We start from the raw sequence: 18,319 nt of genomic DNA, 5'->3' as shown, positions 1-18,319 counted from the left end.
TCAGGGATCCTGAATTTGGAAACCAGTGCATTCGATCCGCCCGAGGGCTCACTGCGCAGATCGGTCGGACGCGGCGCCATCGTCACCGCGATGGCGCAGGGCGTGCGGGTCGCCACCCAGATCGTCTCCGTCATCGTGCTGTCGCGGCTGCTGTCGCCGCAGGATTTCGGCGTGGTGGCGATGTGCGCGCCGGTGCTCGCCTTCATCGCGCTGTTCCAAGATTTCGGCCTGACCCAGGCGACGATCCAGAAAACCGGCATACGGCACGAGGAGGTCAACTACCTCTTCTGGATCAACACGGCGGTGAGCGCGATCCTCGCCTGCGTGCTTGCCGCGGCGGCTCCTTTGGTGGCCGCCTTCTACGCCGAACCGCGCGTGACAGGGCTGGTCGCCGCGTTCGGCCTGCAGATCATGGCCTACGGCCTCGGCGCGCAGCACCTGGCGCTCATGACGCGCCGCATGGAATTCACCCGGCTCGCCATCATCGATGTCGCCAGCGCCGTTTCCGGCCTCGTCGTCTCGATCACCTGGACCTTCGTCGACCGCTCCTACTGGGCGCTTTTTGCCGGCACGCTGACCGGCGCCGTGCTGCCGACGCTTTGCTACTGGGTGTCCTCGCGCTGGCGTCCCGGACTGCCGTGCAAGGTCGAGGGCATCGGCCAGTTGATCCATTTCGGTGCCGGCATCACCGGCTTCAACTTCGCCAATTTCTTCGCCCGCAACCTCGACAACGTGCTGATCGGCAAATACTGGGGCGAGGCGCAGCTAGGCCTCTACGATCGCGCCTACAAGCTGCTGCTGTTCCCGCTCAGCCAGATCACCAATCCGCTGTCGAAGGTGATGGTGCCGGCGCTCTCGCGTCTGAAAGACGAGCCGGATCGTTACCGCAGCGCCTATCTGCGCGTCATGCCGCTGATCCTCCTGGTGGCGCTGCCGGGCGTGGCCTTCGCCACCGCCATGTCCGACACGCTCATCCCGTTCGTGCTCGGCCAGCAGTGGCGGGAGAGCGCCAACATCTTCCTGGCGCTGGGTTTCGCCGGCCTGCTGCAGCCGCTCAACAATCCGGCCGGATGGCTGTTCGTCAGCCAGGGCCGCTCGGGCGACTTCATGCGCTGGGGCATTGTCACGGCCATAACCTCGGTGATGGCGTTTGCCGTCGGCCTCCCCTATGGCGCTCTCGGCGTCGCCATCGCCTATGCCGTCAGCGAATATCTGCGGACGCCTTTCCTCTGGCTCTATGTCGGCAAGGCCGGACCGTTGCGCGCGAGCCATGTGCTCTACGCAGCGACCCCGTTCGTGCTCGGCGCGCATCTGGGGCTGGCGCTGGTCTGGCTCGCCAAGCCGATGCTGCCTGCGCAGCCCGTCATCGCCCTGGCAGGCGGCGCGGTGCTGTCCTATGTCGTCACCATCATCGTCGCGCTCGCCTTTGGCGCCGGCCGCGAGGCGCTTCGAGAGGCCTTGCGGCTGATCCCGGCGCGCGGGCTCTCGCCGGCACCCAGCGAGGCGAAATAGCTTGCTCGGCGCAACGGCAATTGCGCTTCGATCACCGGCCGACAGCCGGCGAAACCGCTGATTTGAGGGTAAGGCAACAGCATGAATTACCGATCGATTTCAGACATGAACGACGCGATCGCGCGGAACCTGCACCGGCTGCCGCGTGACATCGACCTGGTCGTTGGCGTGCCGAGAAGCGGCATCCTCGCCGCAACGCTGGTCAGCCTGACGGCGAACATCCCGATGACCGATCTCGACAGCTTCCTCGCCGGCAAGATCTATACGTCGGGGATCACCAAGCGCCGCGCCGCGCTCGACCGGCAGCATGCCGAAATGCGCAAGATCCTGGTGATCGACGACAGCGTCAGCGGCGGCAACGCCATGCGCGATGCGCGCGCAAAGATCGCCGCCGCCGGTATCCAGGGCGATTTCGTCTTCGCCGCCGTGTTCGGGCTGCTCTCGCAGCATAAGGAAACCGACATCGTCTTCGAGGTCGTGCCGCATCCCAGGATGTTCCAGTGGAACTTCATGCACCACGTCTTCCTCGAGCAATGCTGTGTCGACATAGATGGGGTGCTTTGCCTCGATCCGACCGAGGAAGAGAACGATGACGGGCCGGCTTACGAGAAATTCCTCGCCGAGGCGCGGCCGCTGCTCGGGCCGACCCGCAAGATCGGCTGGCTGGTGACGAGCCGGCTGGAAAAGTACCGCAAGCTGACCGAGGCGTGGCTTGCCAAGCACGAGATCAAATACGACCATCTCATCATGCTCGACCTGCCGAGCAAGGCGGAGCGGCAGCGGCTCGGGGCGCATGGCAGCTTCAAGGCCGAGTTCTACCGCAAGTCGGACGCCATCCTGTTCATCGAGAGCGAGCATGAGCAGGCGCTCAAGATCGCCAAGCTGTCCGGCAAGCCGGTGCTGTGCGTCGAAACCAACATAGTGAGCTTTCCCGATGCGCTTTCCCTGCCGGCGCTGGAGCAGGCGGCGCGCAACCTGCCGGCGCGGCTCAGGCAGGTCAATTCGCCCGACGGGCGCAAGAAGGTCGTCAAGACCGCCGCGCGTGCCCTGCTTGGCGAACGCGCCTACGAGATGCTGAAGAGCCGGGTCAAAAGACCAGCGTAAGTAGAATCTTACGGGGTTGGTCTTAACGCAATTCCGGACGGAAAACCGTTACACACTTTTCCTGGAATTGCTTTTTAAAGCGCGTCGCGCTGAAACGGATTCAGGCGAGGCGCTTTAAGTCTTTGTTTTTATGCATGCCGTTTTCGCAAAACCGCTGCGCACTTTTGCGCGATATGCATTAAGCAGCGCGCCGGGCGCGCTGCCGGGCCGCCCTGTCGAGCAAGGCGAAGAAGGTGGCGAACTGACGATCAGGATCGAGCTCCGGGCGCTGAGAGAAGGCGAGCGCCGCCTCTGACAGCCGTTCATACTCTTCGCGGTCGTTCCACAGCTGCCTGACAGCCGCGACCCAGTGCTCGAGCGGCGCGTCGTAGTCCAGCACCAAGCCGCCCGAGCCGATCGCCTCCGGCAAGCCGCCGCGCCGCGAGCCGACGACGGGAATGCCGCTGCAATGCGCTTCAGAGGCGACGCGGCCCCAGGCCTCTTCCCATTTGCTCGGCGCAAGCAGGATTTTGGTGCGGCCGTAGAGGGTCTTCATGTCGTCGGTGCGGTTTTCCAGCTTGATGTTGGAGAACGGCGCGATCGTCTCGGCGATGCGGGCGCGGTGATCGTCCTCCAGCTTCCAGCTCTCGACGAACAGGAAGGGTATTTCCGGGCAGGCGGCCGCGATGCGCACCGCCAGATCGAAACCCTTTTCCTCATAAGGGTTGATGAAGGTGACGTACTCGCCCGTCGTCGGCGTGCTGTAGGCGGCGGGATTGATGGTCGGCGGGATCACCGCGGAATCGATGCCGAACTCCCGCTTGTAGGTGCGCGCCGTGAATTCGGAATTGGCGACATAGGATGCCGAGCTCAGCTCGCGCAGGTCGCCGCCCAACTCGTGGAATTCCACGTTCCTGAGGTAGACGACCAGCGGCACGCCCTCAGCCTGCAACGCCTTGCCGAGCGGAACCGACTTGTGACACTGCACCACCGCGACGTCCGGCTGCATTTTCTTGACGGCAAAGGCGGCCGCTTCCCAGGGAAACCAGGCCCGCACCACCGGATAGCCGGGGAAGCTGTCGACGACGGCGCGTTGGCCGAAGAGCTTCATCTTGGCGCGCGCCTTGTAGCCGAACATGCCCTGGCCGAACAAAGCGGCGAGCACCGACGCCTCATGGCCATGCTCGATCAGCTGCTCCGCCAGGTGATGCGTGCTTGACTGGACGCCGCCGCTGAACTGCGGCGGATAACCATTGCCGCCTGCGAAGAGAACTTTCATGGGTTCGGCTCCTTGTCACATTTTTCTTGGCCAGTGTCGCTGGCTTGCCGGCGAGCATGTCCGACGGGCGGTTCAGGCATTCTGCGGCTCGAGATTGGCGAACGGATTGGTGCATGGGTGCCAGCCGGTAAAGCGGATCGGATCGTTCGGCGAGCTACGCCACGCATAATCGGTCAGCATGTGGAATTCGGCGATGACCCAGCGCTCGAAATTCCCGACATCCTGCTGCTTCTGCCTGGGCAGGAATTCGCGCGCCTTGTCGAGCTTCACGGTCTCCAAGAGCGTCACCGCATCCGCCAGCTTGTCGCTCGGAAACACCCACGGATTGCGATTGCGGAATTCGAGCACGAACTGCTGCAGGTGCTCGATGCGCATGTTGAGCGGCCCGAAGTATTTCTCCAGCGTGAGGCGGACGAGATCCTCGTCGGAGAAGGACGACACGGCGGCAGCGGCAATGCCGGTCGAGGCAATGCCGCCGGCAACAACGGCCAATGCGGTGCGTCGGGTGATCTTCATCGGCCCCTCCTTCATGCCAGCCGGCCCGCGGCCCGCAGCGAAAGGGCAGCGGCGGTGAGGCTTGGGTTGGCGCAGGAACAGCTCGGATAGGTGCTGGTGCCGACAACGACCAGGTTGCGGAGCCGGTGGTGGATCATGTCGCGATCGACCACCGAGTCGGCCGGGCCGGTGCCCATCCGCAAGGTGCCCTGTACATGCGATTCGGTCGGCCTTATGCCGCGATCGAAGATCTGCTCGACCGGCAGCGGCTTAAGCAGCGACGGCAGCCGCTCGAGCGCCTTGGCCATGCCCTTGGTCGCATAATCGGACGCGCCCTTGAAGCTGACGAAGGCATTCTCGTTTTGATCGAGGATCACCCGGTTTTCCGGGTCGAGCAGGTTTTCGGTGACGATGACCAGCGGCAGCACTTGCCTGAGCCGCCCTTTCTCGGCGCGCATGCCATGCTGCCAGCGGTTCTCGAAATAGACCAGCGCCGCCGCGTGCTCGGCGCGATGCGGGCCGTCATAAAGGCCGAAATTCAGGCCGGTGGTGATGGTGCTGCCGTCGAAATTGTCGACCCCGTCGAGATAGACCTCGTAGTTCCAGCCATAGGATTCGTGCAGGCCGAGCCCGACGAACTCGCCGCCGAGCCCGGAGCGCAGCATGATCGCCGGGCTCTGGATGGCATTGGCGCCGAGGATCACGAGGTCGCCGCTGACCGAATATTCCTTGCCGTTGCGCAGGAACGTGACCGAACGGACCGAGCCGCCGGCATGGTCGAGCCGGCGCACTTCCGCGCCGAGGCACACAGACACGTCGGGGTGCTGGAAGACATGCATCAGGCCGTTGTTGATGGTGAACTTGGCGTCCGCCGGGCACAGCCAGCACCGGAGATTGGCGCAGCACGAGGCACGCTGCGCCGTCGCCACACGGGCGCGGGCGGTCGGCATGACGAAATGCTGCTCCGGCTGCGCCGCCTTCATCATCCGATCCGGGGTCGACATGCGGTGCGGCGGCTGCGGGAACGGCCGCGAGCGCGGCAGCATGCGGGCCATGTCGGGATCGCCGGAGATCGACATGACCTCCTCGGCATCGCAGTAGAACGGCTCCAGTTCGTCGTAGCTGATCGGCCAGTCGTTGCCGACGCCATAGGTGCTCTTCAGCCTGAAGTCGTTGGGATGGAAGCGCGGCGTTTGCGCGAACCAGCAGTTGGTGCCGCCGCCAAGGCCGATCGTGTAGTTCCACGGCTTGTCGGCGTTGTCGGTCTTGTAGGTGCTTTCGTCGTCTATGTCGGTGTTGGCGTTCTGGTCGAGCTGCCATTCATGCGTGTTGTGGCGGCCCCATTCCAGCACCAGGGCGCGGGCTTTGCGCCGCTTCAGGAACTCATGCAGGAAAAAGGCTGAGCCGAAACCGGAACCGATGACGACGAGATCGAAATGCTCGTTGGCGATTTGCTCGGGCCGAACGTCCAGCGCCATCAGATCGAACCCTTTCCCGAAACGCGCGCGATCATCGTCGGGCTCTGTTGTCGTTCGCCGGAGCCGTTTGGCGGGAAGCTCAGCGCAGCCACCGTCATGCCGCCATCCTGCCGATCGAGTGGTATTCGATGCCGTAGCGCGCGATGACCTTCGGGTCGTAAAGGTTGCGGCCGTCGAAGATGACCGGCGTGGTCAGCGCGTCCTTGAGCGCGTCGAAGGAGGGAGCCCTGAAGTTCTTCCATTCCGTGCAGATCAAAAGCGCGTCGGCGCCGCGCACGGCCGCTTCCTTGGTGCCGCACAAGAGAAGGTCCTCGCGCATGCCGTAGATGGCCTGGCATTCCTGCATGGCCTCCGGATCATAAGCCTGCACCTTGGCGCCGGCCGCCCACAGCGCCTCCATCAGGGTGCGCGAAGGCGCTTCGCGCATGTCGTCGGTATTCGGCTTGAAGGCCAGCCCCCAGAGCGCAAACGTCTTGCCCTTGAGGTTGCCCTGGAAATAGCGGTCTACCTTCTCGAACAGCACCGATTTCTGCGCGTTGTTGCGCTCCTCGACGGCGCGCAGCAGCTTGGCGTCGAACTTGACGCCCTCGGCGGTCTTGATCAGCGCGCGTACATCCTTGGGAAAGCAGGAGCCGCCATAGCCGAGGCCGGGATAGATGAAGTGGTAGCCGATGCGCGGATCGCTGCCGATGCCCTTGCGCACCTCCTCGATGTCGGCGCCCAACTGCTCGGCGAGATTGGCCATCTCGTTCATGAAGCTGATCTTGGTCGCCAGCATGCAATTGGCGGCATATTTGGTGAACTCGGCGCTGCGCACGTCCATCACGATCATCTTCTCGTGGTTGCGGTTGAACGGCGCGTAGAGCTCGCGCATCACCGCCTCGGTGTCCTCGCTGGAGGTGCCGACGATGATGCGATCCGGCCTCATGCAATCGGCCACCGCCGAGCCTTCCTTGAGGAATTCGGGATTTGAAGCGACGTCGAACTGCAGATCCTCGCGGCCGCGCGCCTTCAGCGTCTCGGCGACCTTCGCCTTGATCTTCTCGCAAGTGCCGACCGGCACGGTCGATTTGCCGACGATGATCTTGGGCGCGTCCATCTCGCGGCCGATGGCTTCGGCGACGGCGAGCACGTATTTCAGGTCGGCCGAGCCATCCTCGCCGGGCGGCGTGCCGACAGCGATCATCTGGATCTGGCCGTGCTTGACCGCGGCAGCCGCGTCGGTGGTGAAGCGGATGCGGCCGGCGGCGTGGTTTTCCTTGACGAGGCTTTCCAGCCCGGGTTCGAAAATCGGGATGAGGCCTTGATTGAGCCGCTCCACCTTCGCTTCGTCGATGTCGACGCACACCACTTCGTGGCCGACCTCGGCGAGCACCGCGGCCTGGACGAGACCGACATAGCCAATTCCAAACACCGTCAAATTCATTTGGTTCTATTCCTGTTTAAGGCCGGGCCGCAAAACGGCCCGGCCAGTTCAGATGTCCCCCAGGCCCTGTACGGAACCTAGACGTTGTACACGATCTTATCCGAACCGAAGGTCGGCGCAGCAAAAACCGGTTCTTTTCGCCGGCGCTGACCTTCGGCTCGCGATCATGCCTAGTTGCTGTTGGTTATGGTGCATGCCAGCGATTCCGGGAATTGGCACGGCTGACCCAAAGCAGTGAAGGCGATGCGCTTGACTTGCATGGTCACCTTGCGGCCAGGGTCCGCGAAGGCGCCCATCCAGTTGGTCAGCTTGTCGCTGCCCCACAGGCTAAAGAAGATCTTCTGCGGATTGGTCGGCAATTCGTCCGGATTGGTCACTTCGTTGACCAGCTTGCCGTTGACATACCAGCGCAGCCGGTCCTTCTCCCAGACGAAGCCATAGTCGTTGAAGCCCTTGTCGGCGCCGCCCTCGACATCGACCAGCTTGCCATTCTTCGGCTTGCCCTGGATGTAGCTGTTGACCTGGACTTTCGACGGATCCTTGGTCAGCACCTCGAAATCGATCTCGTCCCAGGGCTTTTTGTCCTGCGGCCCGATATAGGTGAAGAACGCGGCGTTGAGGCCGGAGCCGGTATCCGTCTTCATACGCGCCTCATAGACGCCGTAGCCGAAGCGCTGCTTGGTCTGGATCTCGGCGCAGGCGAACTCGCGGTCCTTCAATTTGCGCTTTTCGAAGCTCAGCGAAAGCACGCCGTCGGAAAGCCGGACAAGGTCCTTCGACCATGTGCAATTCTGATGATTGCCGTTGTTCCAACCGTCGGAGACGTACCAGCGCGAACGATCGAAGCTCGAAAAATTGTCGACGAAGGACGGCGCGCTCTGCATGTCCTGGGCATGCGCCGGGGCTGCCGCAAAAGCAGCTGCAACCGCAAACAGCGCGCCTGCCAAGCCAAGCCAAGGGCTCCCCGGCCCATTCGAGCGCACGCGCGGCCTGCCGCAAGCCGCCGCGGTTATCGTGTTATTCGACTCTGCGTTCATAACAAACTCACCTTGTGTTGTCCGCCCCAACCCAAAGTCATTCCTGGCCCGCCTCCGGCGAGCCGCTTCTGATCCTCTGCCCGTTGAACTCCTCTAATGTCTCTACTGATGACGGCGCCGCTTTCGCCGCGCCGTCAGCTTCTTGCCGCAGACCTCGCATGTCCGGCCTGAGAGCCGGGTCGACCGTCACCATCGTCGACAATCGCGTCGAGCGAATGACGCAGTTCCTTCATCAAGCCTTTCTGGCGGGCGAGCTCGGCGATGCGCCGCTCGTAGTTCAGGATCGCGCCGGTCATGGCGCTGACGTCCGACGACTTATCTGTCGACGCGGAGCCATTCTCCATTGCTTCGACCAGGAAGGCGGCGTTGGTGGCCGTCGACCGATAGCGGTTCTCCAGCCCGGCCTTTTCCGCCTCGATCTCGGCGCTGATCTGGTCGAAGAGCTTCGCCAGACGGTCGAAACGCTGGAGATCGGTCTGCCGGTCGCGGGCCGGGTCCCTGGATCTGAAGCCAAAAATCGAAGCCATCCGATCGGCCTTCCGAAATTGCTGCACCGCAACATAGAGTGCCATTCTCAGCGTAAGTAGGCAACCTCGTAGTTTCGGAAAGCGGATTTTTTTGGGAACGGTCCCGATTCCAGCGCCTTTGCCCGATCATTCCTTTGCGCCACTTGTTGCCGACATCAGGAAGCGCATCGGCGGCACTTGCTGCTTTGCAGTAATGCCGGCGCGGCGAAACAGCGCGTCCAGCTTGTCAGCGGCCACGCCGCGAACGATCGGGATCAGATTGGACTGGCTAGCGAAGGCATAGGCGGCGGCCGACGCCAGCCCGCGCTCCGCCTTCACGTCGAGGAAATTACGCAGCCGGTATTTGTCGCGCACATGGCGCTCGTGGCGCCGCAATGCGGCCCTCGAGCCTTCCGGCAGGTTGCCCAGCGCAAGCAGCGCCAGGTCGGCATCGGCAAGCCGCTTCAGATCCTGGGTCCTGTGGCGGCCGCTCAGCGAATCGGCGCGAACGATCGCGCCGTAGCCGCAGGACTTGATGATCTTGAAACGCGCCCCGCAGGCGACCGCGCGCGCATAGAGCTCGTAATCCTCGCCGAGCCGCAGGTTTTCGTCATAACTCAACCGGTGACGCTCGAGGAACGCCCGGCTGATCACCGGCTTGAGGAAGCCCAGTTCGCCGCGCAGCACGCGGCGGCGGGAGATGTTGCCTTCGATGAAACGCTCGAAATCGAGGAATTGCGGCTCGGGCGCAAAGCATGGCGCCGCGACCTTGGTGGGATCGGCCGCGGCATCGTCCCTGATCAGCATGATGTTGTCGGCCGCGAAATCCCAGTCGGCGCTGGCAAACAGCCGGTGGAAGCGGCCCTCGAGGAAGAAATCGTCGGCGTCGAGGATGCTGATGAAGGGCGAAGTGGAGGCCTTGATCGCGGCGTTGCGGGCGGAAGACGGGCCGCGGTTGACGTCGAGGCGCATCACCTTGAGCCTGCCGCTGCCGTCATCGGCGGCGCGCGCCACATGTTGGGTGTCGTCGCTGGAGGCGTCGTCGACCACGACGACTTCCGCCACCTCCGCCTCGCGCAAAGCCGAAGCGATGGCGACCGGTATGGTCCGCGCCGCGTTGCGGGCGGCGATGATGACGCAGACCCTGGGGGTCGTCACGGACATGGTTCACCTTTCGATTGCATGAGTGACAGCCCCGCCCACGAAGTTGAATGCCGAACCGGTTTTCATCCGTTGCCCCGCGCTGGCGCAATGGCCGCCGGCCGCTCGAAGATGCGCCGGCTGAGATCGGCGGAGGCCGCCCAGCCGGCCTCGGCCAGATAGCGCACCGGCTCGCGGCCGCAAAGTTCCCACAGCACCGCCCGCCGCTGCGGCCAGCGCAGCGACGACAGCCAGGGCGCGATCACCATGTGGAAGAGATCGGCGTTTTCGATGCGCGCCAGGATGCGGGTGGCGCGATCCGAAAGCAGCGTGGCGGTGCCGCCAAGCAGGACATCGGCCGCGCGCAGACCAAGCAGCAGCGTATCCGCCAGGCCCTGCTCGGCGGCGTGGTCGAGCACCTTCTGCTGCTCGGCTTCGCTCAGCCGGTTGGCCGCGGCTCTGACGTCGCAGACATAGCCGGCGCAGGGCTCGCGGTTGAAGAAGGCCTTGGCCACGCTGATGCAGGACAAGAGCAACATGTCGGACGCCGAAATCAGGGGCATGGCGGTTCCGGCAACCTCGACCTCGCGCTTGCGGCGCAGGAAGCCGTCGATGTCGCGCGGGCTCGGCGAACCCGGTTGCTGCAGCCGATGGTGGAGATCGACCGTGGCAGCCCGAACTCCGTCGTCGCGCACCATATGCTGCTCGCCGAGGAAGCGCACCCACCAGACCGAGCGCGACTTGCCTGCCACCTCGTATCCGACGGAACGCAGGGCCTCGCGAGCGGCGGCAAAGCCCGCCGGCGAAACCAGTATGTCGACATCGCCGGACGGCTTCATGAAATGATCGCCATAAAGCACATGCTGCTGGAGCGGACCTTTCAGGAAGATGAAGTCGATCTGCCTGCCCCGCAGCACCTGATGGATGGCGAGCGAATCGCCGATGCAGGCGGCGTTCATCGACATGGTGCGCCGTCGATAGCCATCGAGCCATGCGGGCAATCCGGCTGGCGCCGCGCCGGTCGTCCCGCGCGCCAGAGCCTTGAGCACGAAGACCGCGACCTTGTTCAACCTGGCAATGTCGGCGACGTTGACCACGGAGATTGCCGGAGCCGGCGTGCCGCCAAGGTCAGCGGCACCTGCGGCCGGACTGAAGAACAGCCGTAGACAGGCCTGCACATAGGCGACTTCGTCGGCGCAGCCGGCCGCACGCAGCCTGTCATAGGAAGCATCCTGCACGGCCATGCCCGATGTCGTTCTCCGCAAAAACCGCCCGCGGCTGTTATACTGCAGCTGCGAAGAAAAGCATCGCCAAAATCGCCGCGGCCGTCTAGTCACTCGCTGCGCTCGGCACCGTTCCTGCAACCACAGCGTTCAAATGAGAGGCGCAACGATCACTTTTGAAGACAGGCCCGGCTGCGCCGACGTGCAGCAATAAGCGGCATTCTTTGCAGCAATTTCTTCCCGGCTATAAAATAGGCATTCGCGAGCGGAAAATTATTGCAATTAAATCATAGGTTTATTTATGCGGCAAATATCCGGCGCTGAATTCTCGCGCGGGGCGCGCCCGATTATGGGATGCCTGCGGTTTGTTCACTGCAGAATATGCCCGCAACCGAGAATTGATTAACACCCGGTAAATCAGGCTTGACTCATAAATGTTGCCGTGCAGCAATTGCAACGCAGCATAGCAATATGCTGGCGGCATTCTGAAGCCGCTTCCAGTCTTAATCGGAGAGTAGAATGGAACAGAATGTTGAAAAGCATGAATACGAGACCCCCAGCCTGACGGTTCATGGTTCGATCGAAACGATCACGCAGGGTGCCTCAGGCACGACGGCTCTTGACGCGGCATTTCCCGCGCACACGCCGGTCGGCGATCTCACCTTCTCCTGAAGGTTAAGGCGTCCGGCATGTCGTAGTTGGGGCTCCGGACGCCGCTTTAGCTAGATGGGCCGGGGGACCAGTTGCCCCGCTTACTGGCCGGGCGATCGCAGGCAACCGATCCCGGTCCAGGTCGGAAGACGCGTGGCGTTCAACAATGAGGTTTTAGGATGCACTGGAACCCATCGGACCATGACCGCGTGGTCGCGACCGGCGATGCGGTGGCTTGCGAATTCGGCAACGGACTGGCGCTGCTCCATCTCAAATCCAACATCTACTACAGCCTGAACGGCGTCGGCGCCTACATCTGGGAGCTGATCCAGGAGCCGCGATCGATCCTCGACATAAGAAGCGCCGTGCTGACGCGCTACGACGTCGAAACGGAGCGCTGCAAGGCCGATGTCGAGGGCTTGCTCAAGGGGCTGATCGAAGCCGGGCTTGCGAGGCTCCACCATGAGGAACTGGCCTAAAGCGCGTCGCGATCCTTCGGATTCGCTCCATGCGCTTTAAACTCTTGATTTTGCGCATGTCTTTGTCCCGAAACCGGTCCCACTTTCGGCAGACATGCTTTAGGGTCCTCTCGCTGAGCGGCGCGGAGGCGCTGTTTCTGATGCGCTGCCTGGCAGTGGTCAGTGCCGTGCGGCTGGGACTGACCATCTTCTCCTATAACCGTGTGCGTGGCCTGGTGACGCGGCTGGAGGCGAGAGATGACGCTGATATCGCCGATCTGCGGCGCATCGCATGGGGCGTCGCCGCTGCCGCACGGTTTGTACCCGGCGCCAGCTGCCTCACCCAGGCGCTGTCCGGCCACTATCTGCTTGCCCGCCAGGGCAGCGCCTCGAAAATCCGCATCGGCGTGAGGCGCGACACCGGCGCGGAACTCAAGGCGCATGCCTGGCTGGTCAGCGGCAACCACATCGTGCTCGGCGGCTCGATCCACGGCTTCACCCATCTCGTCGATCACGGGCAATAGGCCATGAGCGGGGTCGCCGGAATTCTGCTGAGGCAAGACGGCAGGCCCGCCGCGGCAGCCGACATCCAGCAGATGCTGGCACGCATACGCCACCGGGGCCGCGACGGCAGCTCGTGGTGGACGGACAGAAGCGTGGCGCTTGGCCATGCCTGGCTCGACACGACGGGCGAGGACGGTCCCGGCCCGCTGACCATGGCCGGCGGCAAGCTCGCCGTCACGGCGGATTGCAGGCTGGACAACCGCGACGAGCTTTTGGCGCGGCTCGGCATACGCGACCCGACGGCCGCCGACGCGATGCTTTTGATGCGCGCCTATCTCAAATGGGGCGAGGCCTGCCCGACCTATCTGCAAGGCGATTTCGCCTTCGCGATCTGGGATTCCGAGCGCCGGGCATTGTTTTGCGCCCGCGACCATTTCGGCATCAAGCCGTTCTACTACCACGCGGGCGCCAGGCGCTTCGCGTTTGCCTCGGAGATCGGCCCGCTGCTGGTCCTGGAGGGTGTCAACACACGCATCAGCGAGCATCAGATTTCCGGATTCCTTGCCGGGCTGCCCGACGATCCACAGTCGACCCACTATGCCGAGATCTTCCGTTTGCCGGCACGCCATACCCTGACGGTGACGGACAACCAGGTGACGCTTCGTCAGTACTGGCACATCGAGCCTTCGCCAGAGCCGCTGCGCTCGGACGCGGCCGAAGAATTCAGGCATCTCTTCTACCGGTCGGTGCAAAACCGGATGCGCGGCACCCCTGCTATTGGCGCAATGCTGAGCGGCGGCCTCGATTCATCCTCGATCGCCTGCGTGGCCGGCCTGCAAGCCGCGGCGGCGCGGAAACCGGAGCTCAAGACCTTCTCGCTGGTCTTCGAGAAGGGCTCACCGATGGACGAGAAGCGGTTCATCGATGCAGTGCTGGGTCACCACCGGCTCGACAGCACGATGATTTCCATCGGCAACTACGCGCCTTTCGCCGAGTTCGAACGCATCCTCGAGGAACAGGAAGGGACTTTCCTGGCGCCTGGCCTGTCGCTGACCCGCAGCATCTACCGGACCGCGAAGACCAAAGGGGTGAAGGTGCTGCTCGACGGCCATGGCGGCGATGAAGTCGTTTCGCACGGGCATGGGCTGCTGCATGAGCTCGCCAAGGCGGGTCGATGGCTGGCGCTGTGGCGCGAGCTGCACAGCGCCGCCAATATCTATGGTGAGGGCATGCCGTCGCTGTATTTCAGGTTCCTGACCGTCTACGGGCCGGCCTGGCGAATCGCCAGGATGAGGGCGATGGCCAAACGCGTTCTCGGCAAGCTGCGGCGCAGACCATTCCAAGCGCCGCGCTCGGCCTGGGCGGGACTGGTCAATCCGGAGCTTGCCAGGCGCACCAACCTCGCCGAACGTTTCCACCGCGCCGGCTACATGCCGGCCAACGTCAGCGCCAGCGAAGCGCTGACGCATCGCTGGCTTCTGTCCACCGGGCTGGTGCCGCACGCTTTCGAAGTTCTTGACAAGGCCGCCGCCAATTTCGGCATCGAGCCCCGCTACCCGTTCTGGGACAGGCCGCTCGTTGAGTTCTGCCTGGGGCTGCCCGGCGAGGAAAAGCTCAAGGACGGCTTCGGCCGTCTTGTGCTGCGCCGAGCCATGCAGGGCATTCTGCCGCCCGTGGTGCAGTGGCGGCGCGACAAGATCGATTTTACCGCAAACCTCGTCAAAGGCATGATCGTCAATCATCGCGATCTCCTGGACAGGCTGCTGGTGTCGGACAGCGACTTGATCGCCCCCTATGTCAATCTGCTCGAAGTGAACGCCGCCTACGCCCGCATGCTTCGGGAGCCCGAGCAGGCGACGCTGCCCGATGTCCAACATATCTGGCGTTCGGCCTCGCTGTCGCTGTGGCTGCGGCAGGTCCAGCATGATGGAAGCCCTGCATGAACCCTCGGGCCGTTTCTCTTGCCACAAGGCCCGAAGCGGCCGCTCGGAATGGACGCGTCCGTCGCTTCTACAAGGCGTACGGTCTGACGATTGGGTCCGAGGTGGCTCTACCGGAACTGGAACCGACCGCGCCGGCAACGCCGGACATCGAGATTGCTGTCGGGCCGATCGATTTTCCGGAGGCCGCATCGGCGAACGCCACGGCCTTCCGGTTCGAGCAGAGCCATCAATATCTTTCATGGCCGGCGATCGGGACATTCAGGATCAGCGGTGCCGGCCGAATCGATGTTGACGCAGCGCCCGGGATCGACGACCCGCTGCTTGCCTTCCCGCTTCTCGGGCCCGTGCTGGCGCTTGCCCTGCATCAGCGCCGTCTGCTCATCCTGCACGCCAGCGCGGTCGCGGTGGGTGACCAAAGCCTGATCTTCATGGGCGACAAAGGCGCCGGCAAGTCGACCATGGCGGGCGCGATGATCCGCGCCGGTCACCTTCTGCTTACCGATGATGTCGTGGCGCTGGATCTGTCCAATCCTTCACGGCCGATGATCCTGCCCGGTTTTCCGCAGCTCAAGCTTGCAGCGGACGCTGCCGACGCCATCCGCATAGGCCAAGCGGAGGTGCGGCCGCAGGTGCATCCGCAGATCGAGAAGGCGCAGCATCGTCTGCGTGACGGATTTGCCGGCAAAGCCGTGAAGGCGGCCCGGATCTATGTGCTGGAGCGCGGGGAGCGGGCGGCGATCATGCCGCTGCCGGGCGCCGGCGCCCTGCCGGCGATCATCAAGTTCTCCTACGTCACCCGGTTTGGCCGACAGGCGCTGGTCGGCGATTTCGCGTCCACGCATCTCAGTCAATGCGCGCAGCTTGCCGCTCGCATCGGCGTCTGCCGGCTTGAAGTGCCGGCAGGGCTGGGGCGGATCGATGAAGTCGTCGACCTGATCGAGCGCGATCTGGCGGCAGGCGCGCAAACAAGGTGATAAGAGGCATGGCCTGGTCCTCAAAGCTTCGCCTGTCGCTTTTGCGGGATGTCGCCGGCTTCGGCGGCGTGATGGCGCAGGTCGGTGGACGGCGCACGGCGACGGCGCTGGCCTTCCTGATCCTGGGAAGCCTGACCGAGGGGCTCTCGATCCTGCTGTTGATCCCGCTCCTGCATCTGATCGGCAACGCCGACCAGGATTTCGCCGTGCGGATGCCGAACGCACTGCGCTGGGTGGCGCCCGGCGGCACGCTGTCGCTGGCGACGGTGCTCGCCCTGCTCGTCGCCCTGGTGGCGCTGCAGGCGATGTTCAACCGTTTCAAGTCGCTCTACATGGCGCGGCTGCTCTATGACTTCGTCAACCGCGTGCGCATGAACCTGTTCGAGAGCATCGGCAAGGCGCGCTGGGGCGTCTTCACGCGTATGCGCAGCTCCGACCTCGACCATGCGCTGACCGGCGACATCGACAGGGTGCAGGCGGCCGCCTTCTCGCTGCTGATGCTCGCCCAGACGGCGCTGCTGCTTGCCGGCTATCTCGTGGTGTCGCTGTTCATCTCACCGGTGATGACGTCCTTCGCCATCCTCATCGGCGTGCTCTTGTTCGTCGCGCTGCAGCCCTTCCGTGCGCGTGCCACCGCCTATGGCCGCGTGCTGACCGGCAGCCGCCAGGACCAGTACCGCACGGTTTCGGAATTCCTCGGCGGCATCAAGGTGGCCAAGAGCCTGAACGTCGAGGCGGGTTATTTCACGCAGCTCCGCGCGACGCTCGAGAAGATGAAGGCGGACAACATCGCTTATGTCCGCAACAGCACCATCGGTACCGCGCTGTTCCAGGTGACGAGCGTCATCGGGCTCAGCCTGTTCATCTATATCGCGCTGGTGCGCTTTCACCTGTCGCTCGCCGAGATCGTCGTGCTGCTCTTGGTCTTCATGCGGGTCGCGCCTCGCTTCATGGATATGCAAGTGCAGGCGCAGCAAATGCTGATCAACCTGCCGGCATATACCGCCATGCAGGCCCTCAAGGCGCGCTTCGACGCCGAGCGCGAGATGGTACCGGGCGATGCGGGACATGGCGCCAGGCTGTCGCTCGACACCGGCCTCAACGTCCGCGACGTCTTGTTTACTTATGGCGACGGCGACGGAAAACCGGTGGTCGAAGGCATCACCTTCGACCTTCCCGCCGGCAAGGTGACGGCGCTGATCGGTCCGTCCGGCTCGGGAAAGAGCACGATCGCCGACATGCTGCTTGGACTGCTCGAGCCGACCGAGGGCACGATCCTTGCCGACGGCGTCGAGATCACTGCCAAGAACCGCAGGGCCTGGCGCGACCAGGTGGCCTATGTGCCGCAGGACGTGTTCCTGCTGCACGACACGATCGCCGCCAATCTGCGCCTGGCTGCGCCGCGGGCCAGCGACGAGGAGCTTTGGACGGCGCTGCGCAAGGCGCATGCGGCCGATTTCGTCGAGCGGCTCGACCGGAGGCTGGAGACGGTGGTGAGCGACCGCGGCGTCCGGCTCTCGGGCGGCGAACGCCAGCGCATCGCGCTGGCGCGGGCGCTGTTGCGCAAACCCGTGCTGCTCATCCTCGACGAGGCTACAAGCGCGCTCGACTGGCAAAATCAGTCGCTGATCGCCCAATCGATCGAAGACCTGCGCGGCCAGATGACGATCCTCACCATCGCGCACCGGCCGTCGATGATCGCTTTCGCCGACTGGGTCGTGGCCATCGAGAGCGGGCGCATCGTCGAGGTCGGGCAATATCAAAGGCTGAAGGCAAAGCCCGGCAGCCGGCTGGCCAGAATGCTCTCCGGCGAGCGAGCCGAACGGGAAACCGCAACGCTGGCCGACAAGGCATTGGCCGACAATGCGCCGCTTCCGGCGCCGGGTGAACGATCAGCGGAGGCTGCCGCGCCTGGCGCTTAGCTTTTCGCCCTCGGCCACCTTGATGCCACGGTCGGCCTCTCGGCTCTTATCGGCGGGCACTGGCCCGCTCCTGGCAATCATGGCGTAGACCAGAAGGAAATAACCCACCTGAATGACCACGGCGCAAATGACGGTACGCATGATGATGGTGCCAAGCGATGCGCCGTCGAAGTAAGACCAGCCGACCACGATCGCGAGCGCGAATATCATCCCGACGATGAATTTTGGTAAAGACATGCTCGTCGGCCCGTCAACCGACACAAGCATGCAAAAGCTGTGACTTACCCACCCGCGTGACTCCCCGTTGCGCCAAAGAGCTATTTCTGGCTGCCCAACTCGGCCGGTTGCTTCCGGCCTTTCTGACCCATCCAAACTATGACAGAAACAGTTTGCGACTCTATTAAGGCGAGACCTTCGCAGCAAGGGCAAGCGCAAGTGATTTCCAACGGTTTTGCGGGATCGGCTCTGCCATGCTGCGACGCACATTCCGGCGCCACCACATATTCAGGATAGCTAAACTGACCATAGTAAAACTCAAAATATTAATTAGTATTTTACGCTAAGAACTTACCTCCGCGAGTGATTCGGCCAGCCTGCAACCACCAATCGTCTGCAACAAAGAATGAGCTGTCCAAAAACGGCCCAAATGGCGCACTACATTTCCCTGATTTTCCCTCACCTTGTCATA

At 63.5% G+C, this 18,319-nt stretch carries 17 protein-coding genes; 8 read left to right on the top strand and 9 right to left on the bottom strand.

Annotated features, from left to right (window positions below; all coding sequences use genetic code 11):
- Positions 1-15 precede the first annotated feature (15 nt).
- Complete coding sequence (locus ABID26_RS18575; RefSeq protein ID WP_292298486.1) at positions 16-1,512, top strand: lipopolysaccharide biosynthesis protein; 1,497 nt, start codon at positions 16-18, stop codon at positions 1,510-1,512.
- Positions 1,513-1,593: 81 nt separating this feature from the next.
- The gene (locus ABID26_RS18570; protein WP_320302527.1) at positions 1,594-2,616 is read left to right on the top strand and encodes a phosphoribosyltransferase; all 1,023 of its coding nucleotides are present in this window, start codon (positions 1,594-1,596) and stop codon (positions 2,614-2,616) included.
- Positions 2,617-2,794: 178 nt separating this feature from the next.
- Here the strand turns inward: ABID26_RS18570 and ABID26_RS18565 are convergent, their stop codons facing one another.
- The 8 genes from ABID26_RS18565 to ABID26_RS18530 form a co-directional block, all read right to left on the bottom strand.
- Positions 2,795-3,874, bottom strand: a complete 1,080-nt coding sequence (locus tag ABID26_RS18565) for a glycosyltransferase (RefSeq protein WP_292298483.1) — start codon at positions 3,872-3,874, stop codon at positions 2,795-2,797.
- Positions 3,875-3,946: 72 nt separating this feature from the next.
- Positions 3,947-4,390 carry a hypothetical protein gene (locus ABID26_RS18560; RefSeq protein ID WP_126096530.1) on the bottom strand — a complete coding sequence of 148 codons (444 nt, stop codon included), beginning with the start codon at positions 4,388-4,390 and terminating at the stop codon, positions 3,947-3,949.
- 11 nt (positions 4,391-4,401) lie between these two features.
- Positions 4,402-5,847: a GMC oxidoreductase gene (locus ABID26_RS18555; RefSeq protein WP_292298481.1), complete on the bottom strand. Its 1,446-nt coding sequence runs from the start codon at positions 5,845-5,847 to the stop codon at positions 4,402-4,404.
- A gap of 94 nt (positions 5,848-5,941) precedes the next feature.
- On the bottom strand, positions 5,942-7,273 hold the full coding sequence (locus tag ABID26_RS18550; protein ID WP_126096532.1) for a UDP-glucose dehydrogenase family protein: 1,332 nt from the start codon (positions 7,271-7,273) through the stop codon (positions 5,942-5,944).
- A 170-nt stretch (positions 7,274-7,443) separates the two neighbouring features.
- Positions 7,444-8,310: an endo-1,3-1,4-beta-glycanase ExoK gene (exoK, locus tag ABID26_RS18545; RefSeq protein ID WP_435528583.1), complete on the bottom strand. Its 867-nt coding sequence runs from the start codon at positions 8,308-8,310 to the stop codon at positions 7,444-7,446.
- 134 nt (positions 8,311-8,444) lie between these two features.
- Entirely contained in the window at positions 8,445-8,837 is a 393-nt protein-coding gene (locus ABID26_RS18540) for a single stranded DNA-binding domain-containing protein (protein ID WP_126096534.1), read from the bottom strand.
- A 126-nt stretch (positions 8,838-8,963) separates the two neighbouring features.
- Positions 8,964-9,980: a glycosyltransferase family 2 protein gene (locus ABID26_RS18535; protein ID WP_292298478.1), complete on the bottom strand. Its 1,017-nt coding sequence runs from the start codon at positions 9,978-9,980 to the stop codon at positions 8,964-8,966.
- Positions 9,981-10,042: 62 nt separating this feature from the next.
- Positions 10,043-11,200 carry a nucleotidyltransferase family protein gene (locus ABID26_RS18530; RefSeq protein ID WP_354416024.1) on the bottom strand — a complete coding sequence of 386 codons (1,158 nt, stop codon included), beginning with the start codon at positions 11,198-11,200 and terminating at the stop codon, positions 10,043-10,045.
- Between the two features lie 498 nt (positions 11,201-11,698).
- Between ABID26_RS18530 and ABID26_RS18525 the strand changes: the two genes are divergently transcribed.
- The 6 genes from ABID26_RS18525 to ABID26_RS18500 all read left to right on the top strand — a co-directional run bounded on the left by ABID26_RS18525 (position 11,699) and on the right by ABID26_RS18500 (position 17,631).
- On the top strand, positions 11,699-11,851 hold the full coding sequence (locus ABID26_RS18525) for a lasso peptide (RefSeq protein WP_126096537.1): 153 nt from the start codon (positions 11,699-11,701) through the stop codon (positions 11,849-11,851).
- 158 nt (positions 11,852-12,009) lie between these two features.
- The gene (locus ABID26_RS18520) at positions 12,010-12,309 is read left to right on the top strand and encodes a PqqD family protein (protein WP_126096538.1); all 300 of its coding nucleotides are present in this window, start codon (positions 12,010-12,012) and stop codon (positions 12,307-12,309) included.
- Between the two features lie 140 nt (positions 12,310-12,449).
- A complete protein-coding gene (locus tag ABID26_RS18515) occupies positions 12,450-12,812 on the top strand; it encodes a lasso peptide biosynthesis B2 protein (protein WP_245460151.1) in 363 nt (120 codons plus the stop codon).
- A 3-nt stretch (positions 12,813-12,815) separates the two neighbouring features.
- A complete protein-coding gene (locus ABID26_RS18510; RefSeq protein ID WP_292298474.1) occupies positions 12,816-14,735 on the top strand; it encodes a lasso peptide isopeptide bond-forming cyclase in 1,920 nt (639 codons plus the stop codon).
- Positions 14,732-15,709 (top strand): phosphoenolpyruvate carboxykinase (ATP), encoded by a 978-nt coding sequence (locus tag ABID26_RS18505; protein WP_126096541.1) that lies wholly within the window; start codon positions 14,732-14,734, stop codon positions 15,707-15,709. The genes ABID26_RS18510 and ABID26_RS18505 overlap by 4 nt, the downstream gene beginning before the upstream one ends.
- An 8-nt stretch (positions 15,710-15,717) precedes the next feature.
- Positions 15,718-17,631, top strand: a complete 1,914-nt coding sequence (locus ABID26_RS18500) for an ABC transporter ATP-binding protein (RefSeq protein WP_292298472.1) — start codon at positions 15,718-15,720, stop codon at positions 17,629-17,631.
- Here the strand turns inward: ABID26_RS18500 and ABID26_RS18495 are convergent.
- Complete coding sequence (locus ABID26_RS18495; protein ID WP_126102446.1) at positions 17,602-17,868, bottom strand: exopolysaccharide production repressor protein; 267 nt, start codon at positions 17,866-17,868, stop codon at positions 17,602-17,604. The two genes, ABID26_RS18500 and ABID26_RS18495, sit on opposite strands and share 30 nt — an antisense overlap.
- Between the last annotated feature and the right edge of the window lie 451 nt (positions 17,869-18,319).

Origin of the sequence: Mesorhizobium shonense (assembly GCF_040545255.1) — a bacterium.
Classification (GTDB): Bacteria; Pseudomonadota; Alphaproteobacteria; order Rhizobiales; family Rhizobiaceae; genus Mesorhizobium; species Mesorhizobium shonense.
This window is presented reverse-complemented; position numbering and strand designations above follow the sequence as displayed.

Excerpts from the sequence above, each read along its gene's own strand:
- ABID26_RS18570 (WP_320302527.1), top strand. The coding sequence starts at position 1,594 with ATGAATTACCGATCGATTTCAGACATGAACGACGCGATCGCGCGGAAC.
- ABID26_RS18565 (WP_292298483.1), bottom strand. The coding sequence starts at position 3,874 with ATGAAAGTTCTCTTCGCAGGCGGCAATGGTTATCCGCCGCAGTTCAGC.
- ABID26_RS18560 (WP_126096530.1), bottom strand. The coding sequence starts at position 4,390 with ATGAAGATCACCCGACGCACCGCATTGGCCGTTGTTGCCGGCGGCATT.
- ABID26_RS18555 (WP_292298481.1), bottom strand. The coding sequence starts at position 5,847 with ATGGCGCTGGACGTTCGGCCCGAGCAAATCGCCAACGAGCATTTCGAT.
- ABID26_RS18550 (WP_126096532.1), bottom strand. The coding sequence starts at position 7,273 with ATGAATTTGACGGTGTTTGGAATTGGCTATGTCGGTCTCGTCCAGGCC.
- exoK (WP_435528583.1), bottom strand. The coding sequence starts at position 8,310 with ATGAACGCAGAGTCGAATAACACGATAACCGCGGCGGCTTGCGGCAGG.
- ABID26_RS18540 (WP_126096534.1), bottom strand. The coding sequence starts at position 8,837 with ATGGCTTCGATTTTTGGCTTCAGATCCAGGGACCCGGCCCGCGACCGG.
- ABID26_RS18535 (WP_292298478.1), bottom strand. The coding sequence starts at position 9,980 with ATGTCCGTGACGACCCCCAGGGTCTGCGTCATCATCGCCGCCCGCAAC.
- ABID26_RS18530 (WP_354416024.1), bottom strand. The coding sequence starts at position 11,200 with ATGGCCGTGCAGGATGCTTCCTATGACAGGCTGCGTGCGGCCGGCTGC.
- ABID26_RS18525 (WP_126096537.1), top strand. The coding sequence starts at position 11,699 with ATGGAACAGAATGTTGAAAAGCATGAATACGAGACCCCCAGCCTGACG.
- ABID26_RS18520 (WP_126096538.1), top strand. The coding sequence starts at position 12,010 with ATGCACTGGAACCCATCGGACCATGACCGCGTGGTCGCGACCGGCGAT.
- ABID26_RS18515 (WP_245460151.1), top strand. The coding sequence starts at position 12,450 with ATGCGCTGCCTGGCAGTGGTCAGTGCCGTGCGGCTGGGACTGACCATC.
- ABID26_RS18510 (WP_292298474.1), top strand. The coding sequence starts at position 12,816 with ATGAGCGGGGTCGCCGGAATTCTGCTGAGGCAAGACGGCAGGCCCGCC.
- ABID26_RS18505 (WP_126096541.1), top strand. The coding sequence starts at position 14,732 with ATGAACCCTCGGGCCGTTTCTCTTGCCACAAGGCCCGAAGCGGCCGCT.
- ABID26_RS18500 (WP_292298472.1), top strand. The coding sequence starts at position 15,718 with ATGGCCTGGTCCTCAAAGCTTCGCCTGTCGCTTTTGCGGGATGTCGCC.
- ABID26_RS18495 (WP_126102446.1), bottom strand. The coding sequence starts at position 17,868 with ATGTCTTTACCAAAATTCATCGTCGGGATGATATTCGCGCTCGCGATC.